Source organism: Granulibacter bethesdensis (assembly GCF_001889525.1).
In the GTDB taxonomy this organism is placed as follows: Bacteria; Pseudomonadota; Alphaproteobacteria; order Acetobacterales; family Acetobacteraceae; genus Granulibacter; species Granulibacter bethesdensis_C.
The window spans coordinates 649714-663394 of the sequence record NZ_CP018192.1; the positions used below are offsets into that span (position 1 = coordinate 649714).

Sequence of the window (13681 nt, forward strand, 5' to 3'; positions counted from 1 at the left end):
CGGACCATGGCACTGAAGCATTTCAATCCCGTGACTGCGTCTTTGCGCGGCACGGTTCTGGTAGATCGCAGCGAACTGTGGAAGGGCAAGCCGGTCAAGACTTTGACCGAAGGCAAGCACTCCACGGGCGGTCGTAACAACCATGGCCGGATTACCAGCCGGTTCCGTGGCGGCGGACATAAGCAGACCTATCGTTATGTGGATTTCAAGCGCCGTAAGGCCGATGTTCCCGCGACGGTTGAGCGTCTGGAGTATGATCCGAACCGCACGGCATTCATCGCTCTGATCAAGTATCAGGATGGCGAATTATCATACATCCTGGCACCTCAGCGCTTGAAGGCCGGTGATGTCGTGGTCAGCGGCGCGCGGGCTGATATCAAGCCGGGCAATGCGATGCCGCTGGGAGCGATCCCGGTCGGAACGATTATCCACAATATCGAGATGAAGCCGGGTGCAGGTGGCAAGATCGCACGCTCTGCTGGTACCTATGCGCAGCTGGTCGGCAAGGATGCCGGCTATGCGCAGATCAAGCTGATGTCCGGCGAACTGCGCGTTGTGCGTGCGGAATGCTATGCGACGGTTGGCGCGGTTTCAAACCCGGATAACTCGAACATTCATATCGGCAAGGCAGGCCGCAGCCGCTGGCTGGGTCGCCGTCCGCATAACCGCGGCGTCGTGATGAACCCTGTCGACCATCCGCATGGTGGTGGTGAAGGCCGTACCTCGGGTGGCCGTCATCCGGTTACCCCGTGGGGCAAGCCGACCAAGGGCTACAAGACGCGTACCAACAAGCGCACGGATAGCCTGATTATCCGCCGTCGGAACAAGGGCAAGTAAGATGGCACGCTCTGTCTGGAAAGGTCCGTTTGTCGACGGATACCTCCTGAACAAGGCCGACGCGGCGCGCGCGTCGGGCCGCAACGAGATCATCAAGATCTGGTCGCGTCGCTCGACGATTCTGCCGCAGTTCGTCGGCCTGACTTTCGGTGTTTACAACGGTCACAAGTTCCTGCCGGTGCAGGTGACGGAGAACATGGTCGGACACAAGTTCGGCGAATTCTCCCCCACCCGTACCTTCCCGGGTCATGCGGCCGACAAGAAGGCGAAGCGGGGTTAAGATGAGCAAGCCGAAAACCCCTCGTTCCATCGCTGAGAACGAAGCACAGGCGATTGTTAGCAATTTGCGTGTCAGTCCACGCAAGCTCAATCTTGTCGCTCAGCTGATCCGGAACCGCAAGGCATCTGATGCCGTGGCGACGCTGACCTTCAGCAAACGCCGGATCGCTCAGGCGGTGAAGAAGGCGCTTGAAAGCGCCATCGCCAATGCCGAGAACAATCATCAGCTCGATGTCGATCGCCTGGTCGTCTCGCGCGCTGAAGTGGGTCGCTCCATCGTGATGCGCCGCTTCCATGCGCGTGGCCGTGGCCGTGCGGCGCGGGTCGAGAAGTGGTTCAGCCACCTCAAGATCGTCGTTGCCGAACGGTCCCAGGAAACCGAGACGAAAGCGGAGGCCGCGTAATATGGGTCACAAAGTAAACCCCATCGGATTGCGGCTGGGCATCAACCGCACATGGGATAGCCGTTGGTATGCCGGTGGGGATTATTCCCGTCTGCTGCATGACGATCTGAAGCTGCGTGGCCATCTGCGCAAGAAGCTCTCCGGCGCTGGCGTGTCCCGCGTTGTGATCGAGCGACCGGCAAAGAAGCCTCGTGTGACGATCTACGCTGCCCGTCCTGGTGTGGTGATTGGCAAGAAGGGCCAAGACATCGAGGCTCTGCGCAAGGGTCTGACCGGCATGGCCGGGACCGATGTAGCCCTGAACATCGTCGAAATCCGCAAGCCGGAAATCGACGCGACCCTGGTGGCCGAGAACATCGCCCAGCAGCTGGAACGTCGCGTTGCGTTCCGTCGTGCCATGAAGCGTGCGGTTCAATCTGCCATGCGTCTGGGCGCCCAAGGCATCCGGATCAACTGCAGCGGCCGCCTCGGCGGTGCTGAAATTGCGCGTATCGAGTGGTATCGTGAAGGCCGGGTGCCTCTGCACACGCTTCGCGCAGACATTGATTATGGTGTTGCTACCGCCAAGACGACCTATGGCACATGCGGCGTCAAGGTTTGGATCTTCAAAGGTGAGATCCTGGCCCAGGACCCGATGGCGCAGGATCGTCGCGCGGCCGAGCAGGCCCCGCAGCGGTAAGGAATCACGAATATGCTGTCCCCGAAGCGCACAAAATACCGCAAGGCGCATAAAGGCCGGATCCACGGCAATGCCAAAGGCGGAACAACGCTGAATTTCGGAACATTTGGCTTGAAAGCGCTCGAACCTGAGCGTATTACAGCCCGCCAAATCGAAGCCGCCCGTCGTGCGATTACCCGTGCGATGAAGCGTGCCGGGCGCGTGTGGATCCGCATCTTCCCTGACCTGCCGGTCAGCACGAAGCCTGCGGAAGTCCGCATGGGTTCCGGTAAGGGTAGCCCCGAATACTGGGTGGCCCGGGTTCATCCCGGCCGTGTTATGTTTGAAATCGACGGCGTTGCGCCGGAGCTGGCCCGTGAGGCGCTGGCACTGGGTGCAGCGAAGTTGCCGATCAAGACGAAGTTTATCGTCCGCTCGGTTGACGCGTGAGGGTGTGATGACGAAGCCAGCCGATATCCGTGTGAAAAGCGCGGACGAACTGGGTGCGCTGCTGATCGATCTGCGGAAGGAGCAGTTTAATCTGCGCTTTCAGCAGGCGACGGGTCAGCTTGAAAAGACGGGCCGCGCTGTGCAGGTCCGTCGTGACATCGCACGCGTGAAGACGATTCTGGCGGAGCGTCTGCGCGCTGCCGCTCCCAAGGCCTGAAAGGAGTAGGGCAATGCCCAGGCGGGTCCTGACCGGGCGGGTGACCAGCGACAAGATGGACAAGACCGTTACGGTTCTTGTTGATCGGCGCATTATTCATCCGCTGTACAAGAAGTTTATTCGTAAATCCAAGAAGTATGCCGCGCATGACGAGGCGAATGAGTGCCGTGAAGGCGATATCGTTCGTATCGTTGAGTGCCCGCCGATCAGCAAGCGCAAGACCTGGGAAGTGGTCTGGCGTAATGGGCATGTGCTGAGCACCGCCCATAAGGAAGCCATTGACGCTGCCGCGACCCAGATCGCGCATGCTGAGGCCTCCGGTGAGGCAGCCGCTGCGGCGGCCGAGCATCAGGGAGCCTGATCGATGATTCATCCCGAGACCAACCTGGAAGTCGCCGATAACAGCGGCGCGCGCCGGGTGCAGTGCATCAAGGTGCTGGGCGGTTCCAAGCGGAAGACCGCCTCGGTCGGCGATGTTATCGTCGTCTCCGTCAAGGAAGCCATTCCCCGTGGCAAGGTGAAGAAGGGCGACGTTCATCAGGCGGTGATCGTTCGTACCAGCTTCCCCGTGCGCCGCGCTGATGGCAGCGCGATCCGTTTCGACCGAAACGCGGCCGTGCTGATCAACAAGCAGCAGGAGCCGATCGGCACCCGTATTTTTGGGCCGGTGGTGCGCGAGCTGCGCGGTCGTAAGTTCATGAAGATCATCTCGCTCGCGCCTGAGGTGCTATAATGGCTGCGAAAATTCGCAAGGGCGACCAGGTGGTCGTCATCTCTGGCGAGGACAAGGGCAAGCGCGGTGAAGTGCTGCGCGTCATTCCTCGCGAGAATCGGGCCGTTGTGCGTGGTGTTGCGGTTGCCAAGCGGCATCTGAAGCCGCGTGGCATGGGGCAGCCCGGTGGTATTCAGGAACAGGAAGCGCCGGTGGCGATTTCCAACCTGATGCTGGTCGACCCGAAGAGCGACAAACCCACCCGTGTGGGTTTCCGTATTCTGGATAATGGTAACAAGGTTCGTGTGGCGAAAGTCACCGGCCAGGTCATCGAGAGCTGAGGGAGGGAGCGGTGAGCGAAAACCAGTCCAAGCCGCTGCCGCGGATGCAGCAGCGCTACAATGAGGTAGTGCGTGAGGCTCTGCTGAAAGAGTTCGGCTATAACAACCGGATGCGGGTGCCCCGGCTCCAGAAGATCGTCATCAATATGGGTGTCGGTGAAGCCGCGGCAGATCAGAAGAAGCTTGATTCCGCTGTTGCCGATCTGACCCTTATTGCCGGCCAGAAGCCGGTCAAGACGGTGGCGAAGAAGGCGATTGCCGGCTTCAAGATCCGTAAGGGCCTGCCGATCGGTGCGAAGGTCACACTACGTAAGGCGCGTATGTACGAGTTCCTTGACCGCCTTGTGACGATTGCTCTTCCGCGTGTCCGCGACTTCCGCGGAATCACGGGTAAGGGCTTCGATGGGCGTGGGAACTTCGCCATGGGCCTGAAGGAACAGATCGTGTTTCCGGAAATCGTCTACGACAAGGTAGACGCGGTGCGTGGGATGGACATCGTCTTCGTGACGACCGCCGAGACTGATGCGGAAGCCAAAGCACTGCTGAAGGCGTTCGATCTGCCGTTCGCGGCGTGAGCGGCTGGCACTCTGCGGAGTGCCGGTCATCTAAAAGTTTGTTGGAAAACCGTCGGGGAAGCCCGACAGGTTCCGGAGGGTGAAACAAGGCATGGCCAAGACGTCTGCGGTCAACCGGAATAAAATGCGGGAGCGTATGGCTTCCCGCGACAAGGCGAAGCGTGCTGCGCTGAAAGCGATCGTCATGGATCGCTCGCTGCCGGTGGAAGATCGGTTCGAGGCAACTCTGCGGCTGGCTCAGCTGCCGCGCAATGGCGCCGCTAATCGCGTGCGTCTGCGCTGCGAGCTGACGGGCCGTCCCCGTGCGAACTATCGCAAGTTCAAGCTGTGCCGCGTGGCGCTGCGTGACCTGGCCAGCTCCGGGCAGATCCCCGGCCTGGTCAAGGCGAGCTGGTAAGGAGCCGGATCATGCAGCTTTCTGATCCGTTGGGCGATCTGCTCACACGTATCCGCAACGCGCAGCGTAGCCGTCACGCCACCTGCGTGTCCCCTGCTTCCAAGCTTCGTGCCAATGTGCTCGAAGCCCTGAAGCGTGAGGGTTATATCCGTGGTTATACCTCGGAAGAACTTCGCCCGGGTATTTCCCAGCTCCGCGTTGAGCTGAAATACAATGATGGCGAACCGGTGATCAAGGAGATCACGCGCGTGTCCAAGCCGGGCCGCCGTGTGTATTCCAAGATCAAGGAATTGCCGCGCGTCTATGCAGGGCTGGGTGTTTCCATCCTGTCCACACCGCGTGGTGTGTTGAGCGACAATGAGGCCCGCGCTGCCAATGTTGGCGGCGAAGTCCTCTGCCGCGTGTTCTAAGGGGGAGGGCGAGACATGTCACGCGTTGGCAAATATCCCGTCGAGATCCCGCAGGGCGTGCAGGTGGCAATCGCCAACAACGTTCTGACGGCGAAGGGCAAGCTGGGAGAACTCTCCCTGCCTCTGACCGATCTGGTGGATACCACCGTCGAAGGCAATCAGGTGAAAGTTGCCCCCCGGGGTAATGATCGTCGTGCCCGTATGATGTGGGGTACCACCCGTGCGCTGGTCGCGAATATGGTGAAGGGGGTTTCCACGGGCTATGTTCGCTCTCTGGAAATCAACGGCACCGGCTATCGCGCCGCCGTGCAGGGCAATGCACTGGTTCTGAATCTGGGTTACTCGCACGACATCACTTATCCGGTTCCGGCCGGTATCAAGATCACCACGCCGCGTCCAACGGCCGTGACGATCGAGGGTGTCGACAAGCGTCTGGTTGGACAGGTCGCTTCTGAGCTTCGTCAGCTGCGTCTGCCTGAGCCGTATAAGGGCAAGGGCGTCCGCTACGACAATGAAGAGATCCGTCGCAAGGAAGGTAAGAAGAAGTAAGATGCCGAGCATCGATCTTCAGGAGCGTCGGAAACAGCGTCTGCGTTTCCAGCTCCGCGCCAAGGCCAATGGCCGCCCGCGCTTGTCCGTGTTCCGTTCTGGCCGGCATATTTATGCTCAGGTGATCGACGATGCTGCCGGCCGTACGCTGGCTGCCGCGTCTTCACTGGAGAAGACGCTGCGTGAGCAGCTTCGCAGCGGTGCCGACCGTGAGGCCGCCTCCGCCGTTGGCAAGCTGATCGCCGAGCGTGCCCAGGCCGCCGGGGTGTCTGCCGTGGTCTTCGACCGTGGCTCCTATCTGTATCACGGTCGCGTCAAGGCGCTGGCCGAAGCCGCCCGCGAAGGCGGGCTGGCCTTCTAAGGGGACCAACTATGGCACGTGAACCCAGGGAAGGTCGTGGCGGTCGCGAGCGCGAGGCCGACGATATCATTGATAAACTGGTGACGATCAACCGCGTCGCGAAAGTGGTGAAGGGCGGCCGTCGTTTCGCTTTCGCCGCTCTGGTTGTCGTGGGTGACCAGAAAGGCCGGGTCGGTTACGGGGCGGGTAAGGCACGTGAAGTGCCGGAAGCCATCCGCAAGGCGACCGAGCGCGCGAAGCGCAGCATGATCCGCGTTCCGATGAAGGAAGGCCGCACGCTGCATCATGACGTGTATGGTCATTTTGGAGCGGGTAAGGTGGTGCTTCGCAGCGCTACAGCCGGTACCGGCATCATCGCAGGCGGCCCCATGCGCGCCGTCTTCGAAAGCCTCGGTATCGGCGACGTCGTGGCAAAGAGCCTCGGCAGCCGTAACCCGCATAACATGGTAAAGGCGACGTTTGCCGCCCTGGAACGCTGCTCGAGCCCGCGCTCTGTTGCGTCCCGTCGTGGCAAGAAAGTCTCCGATATCCTCGGTCGCCGTGAACCGGTCGCCGGGCAGGAAGGGGAAGAGGCTCATGCCTAAGCTCCGCGTTACGCAGATCGCCTCCGTGGCCGGGCGTAAGCCGGGCCAGAAGGAGACATTGATCGGTCTCGGCCTGAACAAGATCGGGCGCACCCGCGTTCTGGAGGATACTCCCTCCATCCGTGGGATGACCCGCAAGGTGGCCCACCTTATCCAGGTGGAGGAAACCAATGAAGCTGAATGAACTGCGCGATAACCATGGCGCACGTCCGAAATCCAAGCGTCTTGGCCGTGGTATCGGCTCCGGTAAGGGTAAAACCTCCGGTAAAGGCGTGAAGGGTCAGAAGGCACGTGAAGGTGTTTCGCTGAACGGGTTCGAGGGCGGTCAGCTCCCGATCTATCGTCGTTTGCCGAAGCGTGGCTTCGTCAATATTTTCCGCAAGGAATATGCGCCGCTGAATATCGGCACCCTGAATGATGCGATCGAAGCCGGTCGCGTCGATGCCAGCCAGGAAATCACCGAGGACGCCCTGCGCGCCGCGGGTCTGGTCCGTGGTGGCAAGGTTGCGGGTGTTCGTCTGCTGGCCCGTGGTGAGATCACCCGTGCGGTGAAGATCACTGTGGCCGGTGCCTCTGCTGCGGCTCGCGCCGCGGTGGAGCAGGCAGGCGGCAGCATCACCACAACCGTGGTGGCGGAAGCTGCGGAAGCCTGATCAGGACGTTCTCCTCTTTTTCTTCCAGTCAACGGGAATGGTAAAAGAGGAGACATCTCTGATGGATGACTCGCTTGTCAGCAAACGCTGATCGAACGATATATGTGGCGCCTTCCGCCCTGCGGTTGGCGCCACAGTCCTGAAAAGGGGCCTGTTACAGCGCGCTGGAGCCAGGAACTGATCAGCCAGCGTGCTTATTGATCGCCTGACCACAGGGGGAAAGTCTCATGGCCTCGGCGGCCGAGCAGCTCGCTTCTAATTTCAATCTCAGCACCTTCTCCAAGGCGACCGAGCTTAAAAAGCGGATATGGTTTACCCTTGCGGCGCTGATCGTTTATCGCATCGGCACCTATGTTCCAGTGCCGGGGGTCGATGCCTCTGTCATCGGTGATATGTTTAACCAGCAGGGTGGCGGCATCCTGGGCATGTTCGACATGTTCTCGGGCGGTGCGCTCAGCCGTATGACCGTGTTTGCGCTGAACATCATGCCTTATATCAGCGCCAGCATCATCGTTCAGTTGCTGACAGCGGCGGTCCCTTCGCTGGAAGCCCTCAAGAAAGAGGGTGAGAGCGGTCGGCGCAAGATGAACGAATATACCCGTTACCTCACTGTTCTGATCGCATTGCTGCAATCCTATGGTATCGCCGCGGGGCTGGAGGGAATGCAGGGACCGCATGGTGCTGCGGTGATCGATCCAGGCTGGTTTTTCCGCCTGTCATGTGTGGTGACGCTGGTCGGTGGAACAATGTTCCTGATGTGGCTGGGCGAGCAGATTACGGCTCGCGGCGTGGGGAATGGTATTTCGCTGATTATTTTTGCGGGTATTGTCGCTAATCTACCTCATGCGCTCGGCAATCTGCTGCAGATGAGCCGCAATAATGCGCTGTCTCTGCCGTCTTTGCTGGCTGTGATGGTCATTGCCGTCGCAGTGATTGCCTTTGTTGTCTTTATGGAGCGTGCCCAGCGGCGTGTGGTGGTGCAGTACCCCAAGCGTCAGGTCGGAAATCGCATGTTCGGTGGCGACAGCACGCATATGCCGCTGAAGGTCAATACCGCGAATGTGATACCCCCGATTTTCGCCAGTTCCCTGTTGCTGATTCCGGCGACGATTGCCGGTTTCTCAAAGAATTCGGGCAATGGCTGGCTAAGCTGGCTGTCCGGACAGCTGGGACATGGGCAGCCTATCTATATGCTGCTTTATGCCGGGCTGATCATCTTCTTCTCCTATTTCTATACGGCGGTTGTGTTCAATCCGCAGGAGACGGCAGATAATCTGAAGAAAAATGGCGGCTTCATTCCTGGTATTCGGCCGGGTAAGGCGACGGCTGATTATTTCGATCGTATTCTGACCAGGCTGACGACGGTGGGTGCGATTTATCTGGTGATTGTTTGTTTGCTGCCGGAATTTCTGATCAGCAAGTTCGGTGTGCCATTCTATTTCGGCGGCACCAGCCTGATGATCGTCGTGTCCGTCACGATGGATACCGTGACCCAGATTCAGTCTCATTTGCTGGCGCATCAGTACGAAGGTCTGATTCGTCGTGCACGTACAAAAGGAAAAGGCCGATGAGCAAACGTCTCAACCTGATCCTGCTCGGTCCGCCGGGTGCCGGCAAAGGGACGCAGGCAAAGCGTTTGCAGGATAAGCACGGCATTGCGCAGATCAGCACAGGGGACATGCTCCGTGCTGAGGTTGCGGCTGGCAGTGAGATCGGCCAGCGCGCCAAGGCGATTATGGAAAGCGGCGCCCTGATGCCGGACGATGTCATCATCGACATGTTGGCCGGACGGATCGGCCAGCCTGATTGCGCGAACGGCTTTATTCTGGACGGTTTTCCGCGCACGGTTCCGCAGGCGGAAGCGCTTGATGAGATGCTGACCCGTAAAGCGCTTGAGTTGTCAGCTGTTATTGAACTCGCGGTGGATGACGCGGCTCTGGTTGATCGCATCGCCGGGCGCTTCACATGCAGCAAATGCGGCACTGGTTACCACGATACGTTCAAGCCGACGGCGGAAGCGGGCGTGTGCGATCAGTGCGGGAGTACAGAGTTCGTTCGTCGGGCAGATGATAACAGAGAGACGGTTGTCGCTCGTCTGGAAGCATATCACCGTCAGACAGCACCGATTCTCCCTTATTATAAGGCGCAGGGCCGCCTGCGTTCTGTTGATGGCATGGCGGATATGGACACTGTCACCAAGGATATCGAATCGATTCTTGATGATGTGGCGCAGCCTGCGCGCGCCTGATTCCTGCATTTTTTGATACTGCAACAGGAGCGTTAGCCCCTTGAGAGGTGGGGCTGGCGCTCTTATTGTATGTATAGCAATGACCAGGGTGACTGGATCAGGTTCTGTCCGCCGGCATGCAGTATGCGCATGGTTGCCGCTTGACATATGAGCATGCGGCTCACGCGAAGTTGATCTGTTATCGTTGACTCATTCAGCAGGGTCGCTATAAGTCCCGCCTCTGGCCGTGCTCGAGGGATCGGGCGCGCCTAATCGAATCATTTCATGACGCGACGCGGCCCGCATGGCGGATCACCCGGCGCATCGTTCACTGTTCCTTCCTGACTATCCGTGGAAGGGGCAGCGGCTAACATGGAGAGGCGTAGCGTGGCGCGTATTGCCGGCGTAAACATTCCGACCAACAAGCGCGTGGCGATCAGCCTGCGTTATATCTATGGCATTGGTCCTGCTCAGGCGCAGAAAATCTGCACCGAGCTGTCGATCCCGGACGAGCGCCGGGTGAACCAGTTGAGCGATGACGAGATCCTGCGTATCCGCGAGCTGATTGATCGTGAATATCGCGTGGAGGGTGACCTCCGTCGCGAAGTTGCGATGAACATCAAGCGGCTGATGGATCTGGGCTGCTATCGTGGCCTGCGTCATCGTCGTGGCCTGCCGGTGCGCGGTCAGCGCACGCACACGAATGCCCGTACCCGTAAGGGCAAGGCCGTGGCGATTGCCGGTAAGAAGAAGGTCACCCGTTAAGGCTTCGGCCTTTCCGGCGCTTTTCCGTTCGACAGACAGCTCAGGATCACCTCATTATGGCTCGTAATGCCACCTCTTCGCGTCCCCGTAAAAAGGAACGCAAGAATATCTCTTCCGGCGTGGCGCATGTTGCCGCGACCTTCAATAACACGATGATCACGATCAGCGATGCCCAGGGCAACGCGATCGCTTGGTCCTCGGCCGGTGCGCAGGGCTTCAAGGGAAGCCGCAAGTCCACCCCGTATGCGGCGCAGGTCGCGGCGGAAGACGCAGGCCGTAAAGCACGCGAACACGGCATGGAGACGTTGGAGATCGAAGTGAGCGGTCCTGGCTCAGGACGCGAAAGTGCCCTTCGTGCGCTGCAGGCTGTCGGCTTTGCGATCACCGCGATCCGCGATACCACGCCGATCCCGCATAACGGTTGCCGTCCTCGGAAGCGTCGCCGCGTCTGAGACGCAAGCGACAATTGTCCCGGACAATACGATCCGGGGTGGATCCAGCCGGCATTGGCGTGAGGGACGATGTTCCCGTCAGTGTCGGCCTAACCTTTTGACAAGAGGCGAAGCGTGGTCATCCAGAGGAACTGGCAATCTCTGATCAAGCCGGAAAAGCTCGATGTGGAGCCCGGCAACGAGCCGTCGCGTATCGCGACCATCGTGGCGGAGCCGCTGGAGCGCGGCTTCGGCATGACGCTCGGTAACGCCATCCGTCGCATCCTGCTGTCATCCCTGCAGGGTGCGGCCGTGACGGCTGTGCAGATTGACGGTGTGCTGCATGAATTCTCGTCTGTCGCCGGTGTGCGTGAAGACGTTACGGATATCGTCCTGAACATCAAGCAGCTCGCCCTTCGCATGCATGGCGAAGGCCCGAAGCGCATGATGCTGACGGCAACTGGCCCGGGCGAAGTTACGGCCGGCCAGATTCAGGCCGGTCATGACATTGAGATCATGAACCCTGATCTCGTCCTCTGCACGCTGGATGACGGCGTGAAGCTGGGCATGGAGTTCACGGTCAATCTCGGCAAGGGCTATGTCCCTGCCAGCCAGAACCGGCAGGAAGACAGCCCGATTGGTCTGATCCCGATCGACGCTATCTATTCCCCCGTTCGCCGCGTGTCCTACAAGGTGGAGCCGACCCGCGTCGGTCAGGTCACCGATTATGACAAGCTGCTGCTGACGGTTGAAACCAATGGTGCGGTGACTCCGGAAGATTCGGTGGCTCTGGCCGCCCGTATTCTTCAGGACCAGCTTCAGCTCTTCATCAACTTCGAAGAGCCACAGCAGGTCCGCCACGATGAACCGCAAGACGATCTGCCGTTCAATCGCAATCTGCTGCGGAAGGTGGATGAGCTCGAACTCTCGGTTCGCAGCGCCAACTGCCTCAAGAACGACAATATCGTCTATATCGGCGATTTGGTGCAGAAATCCGAACAGGAAATGCTGCGCACCCCGAATTTCGGGCGCAAGTCGCTGAACGAGATCAAGGAAGTCCTTGCCAATATGGGGCTTTCTCTTGGCATGAGTGTGTCGGGCTGGCCGCCGGAAAATATTGAAGATCTGGCCAAGCGGTTGGAAGAACCCTTCTGATAACCGCCTTTTGACAAGACCGCGTCCGGTTCCGGTTTTCTGCCCTGCAAAAACAGGGGTCAAAAAACAGGTGCGCCGAGGCGCCCAACAGAGATATAGGGCGTCCCCCGTAGCCGCGATGAGCGGTAACGGGGAGCGTTCTCAGGAGATCGAAGACTATGCGCCATGGTATTGCCGGCCGGAAGCTCGGCGTTACGTCCAGCCACAGGCAGGCCATGTTCCGCAACATGGCCGTTGCCCTTATCAAGCACGAGCAGATCACGACGACGCTCCCGAAGGCGAAGGAACTTCGTCCGGTTGCCGAGAAGCTGATCACTCTTGGCAAGCGCGGCGGTCTGCATGCACGCCGTCAGGCTTATGCCCAGCTGCGTGACGAAGTGATCGTTACCAAGCTCTTCAGCGCGATCGCTGAGCGCTACAAGGCCCGTCAGGGTGGTTACACCCGTGTTCTGAAGGCAGGCGTTCGCTATGGCGATGCCGCTTCCATGGCGGTCATTGAGCTGGTTGATCGCGATGTTTCTGCCAAGGGGCAAGATAGCGGCCCCCGCCCGGAACGCGACGAAACTGAGGAATAAGCCTTTCGTTTTTGAGAAACGATGCACTGATCTGGATAGACGACAGGCCCCTGGAGCAATCCGGGGGTTTTTCGTTTGTTGATCCCTGTCATGAAAGCTTAAGCCGGGCAGCCGATGATAAACATGATTGTCAACGCGGTATGTCCGGTCGTGGCGTTGATCGGCGCGGGGTATCTGAGTGGCAGGCGTCAGTTGCTGGGGGTGGGTGCGCTGGATGCGCTCAACCTGTATGTGGTCTGGCTGGCATTGCCCGCGATGCTGTTTCTGGTGATGGCGCATCTGACCGGCAAGGACCTCTCACATTTGCCGTTTGTGCTGAGCTTTCTCGGCGCGCAGATGCTGCCTTTCCTGGCAATTTATTTTTGGGCCAGACGGGCCGGACGGGGAATCGGACAGGCTACGGTGGATTCCCTGACCGGCAGCTACGCCAACACCTCCTATATGGGGATTCCGGTGCTGATGGCGGTGCTGGGGCCGCGCTCCATGATGCCTATGGCAATTGCCACGGTGATGACGGTCTGCATCCAGTTCGCGGGTTCCATTCTGCTGATGGAAAAGGAACGGGCGTTGAAGGGTGGGGCGCTTCTTTCCCGGCGGCGTCTGATATGGACGGTGTTGTGCAATCCGCTGGTTGCCTCGCCCTTGGCCGGGGGCGCATTTGCACTGGCCGGAAATATAGGTGGCTTTCATTTGCCGCAGATGGCCGAGACAACCCTGGCCATGCTTGGCAATTCTTCCAGCCCCTGTGCGCTGGTGGTGATCGGCCTGTTTCTGGCGTCTCGTCAGGATGATGCTGCTTCGGCACGCTCAGGGGATGGGCTGTTGCTGGCGGTGTTGACCTTTATCAAGCTGATCCTGCAGCCGCTGATTGCTTTCGTGCTGGCGTTCTGGGTATTCCGCGCCGATCCGCTCTGGGCGAGAGCCTGTGTGCTGCTGGCGGCAACGCCGAATGGAACCGGTGCGTTTATGCTGGCGCGGCTCTATGATCGGGAAGCCGGGATGATTTCACGCGCCATTCTGATTTCGACCATCCTGTCGGCCGTCACTCTGCCGCTGTTCATCCTGCTGTTGTCCTGATAACCGGGAAGGGCGAGAGTCTGA

The 13681-nt window shown here is 59.5% G+C and carries 23 protein-coding genes and 1 pseudogene; all 24 read left to right on the forward strand.

The window, feature by feature from the left end:
• The first annotated feature begins 6 nt into the window (after nt 1-6).
• The 24 genes and pseudogenes from rplB (at nt 7) to GbCGDNIH6_RS03020 (ending at nt 13657) form a co-directional block, all read left to right on the forward strand.
• Nucleotides 7-837 (forward strand): 50S ribosomal protein L2, encoded by an 831-nt coding sequence (gene rplB / locus GbCGDNIH6_RS02905; protein WP_011631264.1) that lies wholly within the window; start codon nt 7-9, stop codon nt 835-837.
• A gap of 1 nt (nt 838) precedes the next feature.
• Complete coding sequence (gene rpsS, locus GbCGDNIH6_RS02910) at nt 839-1117, forward strand: 30S ribosomal protein S19 (RefSeq protein ID WP_011631265.1); 279 nt, start codon at nt 839-841, stop codon at nt 1115-1117.
• A gap of 1 nt (nt 1118) precedes the next feature.
• On the forward strand, nt 1119-1520 hold the full coding sequence (gene rplV, locus GbCGDNIH6_RS02915; protein WP_011631266.1) for a 50S ribosomal protein L22: 402 nt from the start codon (nt 1119-1121) through the stop codon (nt 1518-1520).
• A gap of 1 nt (nt 1521) precedes the next feature.
• The gene (rpsC, locus tag GbCGDNIH6_RS02920; RefSeq protein ID WP_011631267.1) at nt 1522-2199 is read left to right on the forward strand and encodes a 30S ribosomal protein S3; all 678 of its coding nucleotides are present in this window, start codon (nt 1522-1524) and stop codon (nt 2197-2199) included.
• A gap of 12 nt (nt 2200-2211) precedes the next feature.
• Nucleotides 2212-2628 carry a 50S ribosomal protein L16 gene (gene rplP, locus GbCGDNIH6_RS02925; RefSeq protein ID WP_011631268.1) on the forward strand — a complete coding sequence of 139 codons (417 nt, stop codon included), beginning with the start codon at nt 2212-2214 and terminating at the stop codon, nt 2626-2628.
• A 7-nt stretch (nt 2629-2635) separates the two neighbouring features.
• Nucleotides 2636-2845 carry a 50S ribosomal protein L29 gene (rpmC, locus tag GbCGDNIH6_RS02930; protein WP_072564287.1) on the forward strand — a complete coding sequence of 70 codons (210 nt, stop codon included), beginning with the start codon at nt 2636-2638 and terminating at the stop codon, nt 2843-2845.
• 13 nt (nt 2846-2858) lie between these two features.
• Nucleotides 2859-3110 (forward strand): annotated as a pseudogene (rpsQ, locus tag GbCGDNIH6_RS02935) (30S ribosomal protein S17); the annotation flags it as partial.
• A 99-nt stretch (nt 3111-3209) separates the two neighbouring features.
• Complete coding sequence (gene rplN, locus GbCGDNIH6_RS02940; RefSeq protein WP_011631271.1) at nt 3210-3578, forward strand: 50S ribosomal protein L14; 369 nt, start codon at nt 3210-3212, stop codon at nt 3576-3578.
• On the forward strand, nt 3578-3898 hold the full coding sequence (gene rplX / locus GbCGDNIH6_RS02945; protein WP_011631272.1) for a 50S ribosomal protein L24: 321 nt from the start codon (nt 3578-3580) through the stop codon (nt 3896-3898). Before rplN ends, rplX begins: the two co-directional genes overlap by 1 nt.
• A 44-nt stretch (nt 3899-3942) precedes the next feature.
• Nucleotides 3943-4473, forward strand: coding sequence for a 50S ribosomal protein L5 (rplE, locus tag GbCGDNIH6_RS02950; RefSeq protein ID WP_408874854.1), 531 nt, complete (start codon nt 3943-3945; stop codon nt 4471-4473).
• A gap of 91 nt (nt 4474-4564) precedes the next feature.
• Entirely contained in the window at nt 4565-4870 is a 306-nt protein-coding gene (gene rpsN, locus GbCGDNIH6_RS02955; RefSeq protein ID WP_025286096.1) for a 30S ribosomal protein S14, read from the forward strand.
• 11 nt (nt 4871-4881) lie between these two features.
• On the forward strand, nt 4882-5280 hold the full coding sequence (gene rpsH, locus GbCGDNIH6_RS02960) for a 30S ribosomal protein S8 (RefSeq protein ID WP_011631275.1): 399 nt from the start codon (nt 4882-4884) through the stop codon (nt 5278-5280).
• A 15-nt stretch (nt 5281-5295) separates the two neighbouring features.
• On the forward strand, nt 5296-5829 hold the full coding sequence (rplF, locus tag GbCGDNIH6_RS02965) for a 50S ribosomal protein L6 (RefSeq protein WP_011633138.1): 534 nt from the start codon (nt 5296-5298) through the stop codon (nt 5827-5829).
• Nucleotide 5830: 1 nt separating this feature from the next.
• Nucleotides 5831-6190, forward strand: a complete 360-nt coding sequence (gene rplR, locus GbCGDNIH6_RS02970) for a 50S ribosomal protein L18 (RefSeq protein WP_025319713.1) — start codon at nt 5831-5833, stop codon at nt 6188-6190.
• 11 nt (nt 6191-6201) lie between these two features.
• A complete protein-coding gene (gene rpsE, locus GbCGDNIH6_RS02975; protein WP_011631278.1) occupies nt 6202-6774 on the forward strand; it encodes a 30S ribosomal protein S5 in 573 nt (190 codons plus the stop codon).
• A complete protein-coding gene (gene rpmD, locus GbCGDNIH6_RS02980; protein WP_011631279.1) occupies nt 6767-6958 on the forward strand; it encodes a 50S ribosomal protein L30 in 192 nt (63 codons plus the stop codon). The genes rpsE and rpmD overlap by 8 nt, the downstream gene beginning before the upstream one ends.
• Complete coding sequence (rplO, locus tag GbCGDNIH6_RS02985; RefSeq protein WP_011631280.1) at nt 6945-7427, forward strand: 50S ribosomal protein L15; 483 nt, start codon at nt 6945-6947, stop codon at nt 7425-7427. The genes rpmD and rplO overlap by 14 nt, the downstream gene beginning before the upstream one ends.
• A 227-nt stretch (nt 7428-7654) precedes the next feature.
• The gene (gene secY / locus GbCGDNIH6_RS02990; RefSeq protein WP_072562795.1) at nt 7655-8998 is read left to right on the forward strand and encodes a preprotein translocase subunit SecY; all 1344 of its coding nucleotides are present in this window, start codon (nt 7655-7657) and stop codon (nt 8996-8998) included.
• On the forward strand, nt 8995-9675 hold the full coding sequence (locus tag GbCGDNIH6_RS02995; protein ID WP_072562796.1) for an adenylate kinase: 681 nt from the start codon (nt 8995-8997) through the stop codon (nt 9673-9675). Before secY ends, GbCGDNIH6_RS02995 begins: the two co-directional genes overlap by 4 nt.
• A gap of 366 nt (nt 9676-10041) precedes the next feature.
• Nucleotides 10042-10419, forward strand: coding sequence for a 30S ribosomal protein S13 (gene rpsM, locus GbCGDNIH6_RS03000; protein ID WP_011631283.1), 378 nt, complete (start codon nt 10042-10044; stop codon nt 10417-10419).
• Between the two features lie 56 nt (nt 10420-10475).
• Nucleotides 10476-10871 (forward strand): 30S ribosomal protein S11, encoded by a 396-nt coding sequence (gene rpsK / locus GbCGDNIH6_RS03005; protein ID WP_011631284.1) that lies wholly within the window; start codon nt 10476-10478, stop codon nt 10869-10871.
• Nucleotides 10872-10985: 114 nt separating this feature from the next.
• The gene (locus tag GbCGDNIH6_RS03010) at nt 10986-12005 is read left to right on the forward strand and encodes a DNA-directed RNA polymerase subunit alpha (RefSeq protein ID WP_011631285.1); all 1020 of its coding nucleotides are present in this window, start codon (nt 10986-10988) and stop codon (nt 12003-12005) included.
• A gap of 158 nt (nt 12006-12163) precedes the next feature.
• A complete protein-coding gene (gene rplQ / locus GbCGDNIH6_RS03015) occupies nt 12164-12580 on the forward strand; it encodes a 50S ribosomal protein L17 (protein ID WP_011631286.1) in 417 nt (138 codons plus the stop codon).
• A 123-nt stretch (nt 12581-12703) separates the two neighbouring features.
• Complete coding sequence (locus tag GbCGDNIH6_RS03020) at nt 12704-13657, forward strand: AEC family transporter (protein ID WP_198355796.1); 954 nt, start codon at nt 12704-12706, stop codon at nt 13655-13657.
• Nucleotides 13658-13681: the final 24 nt, after the last annotated feature.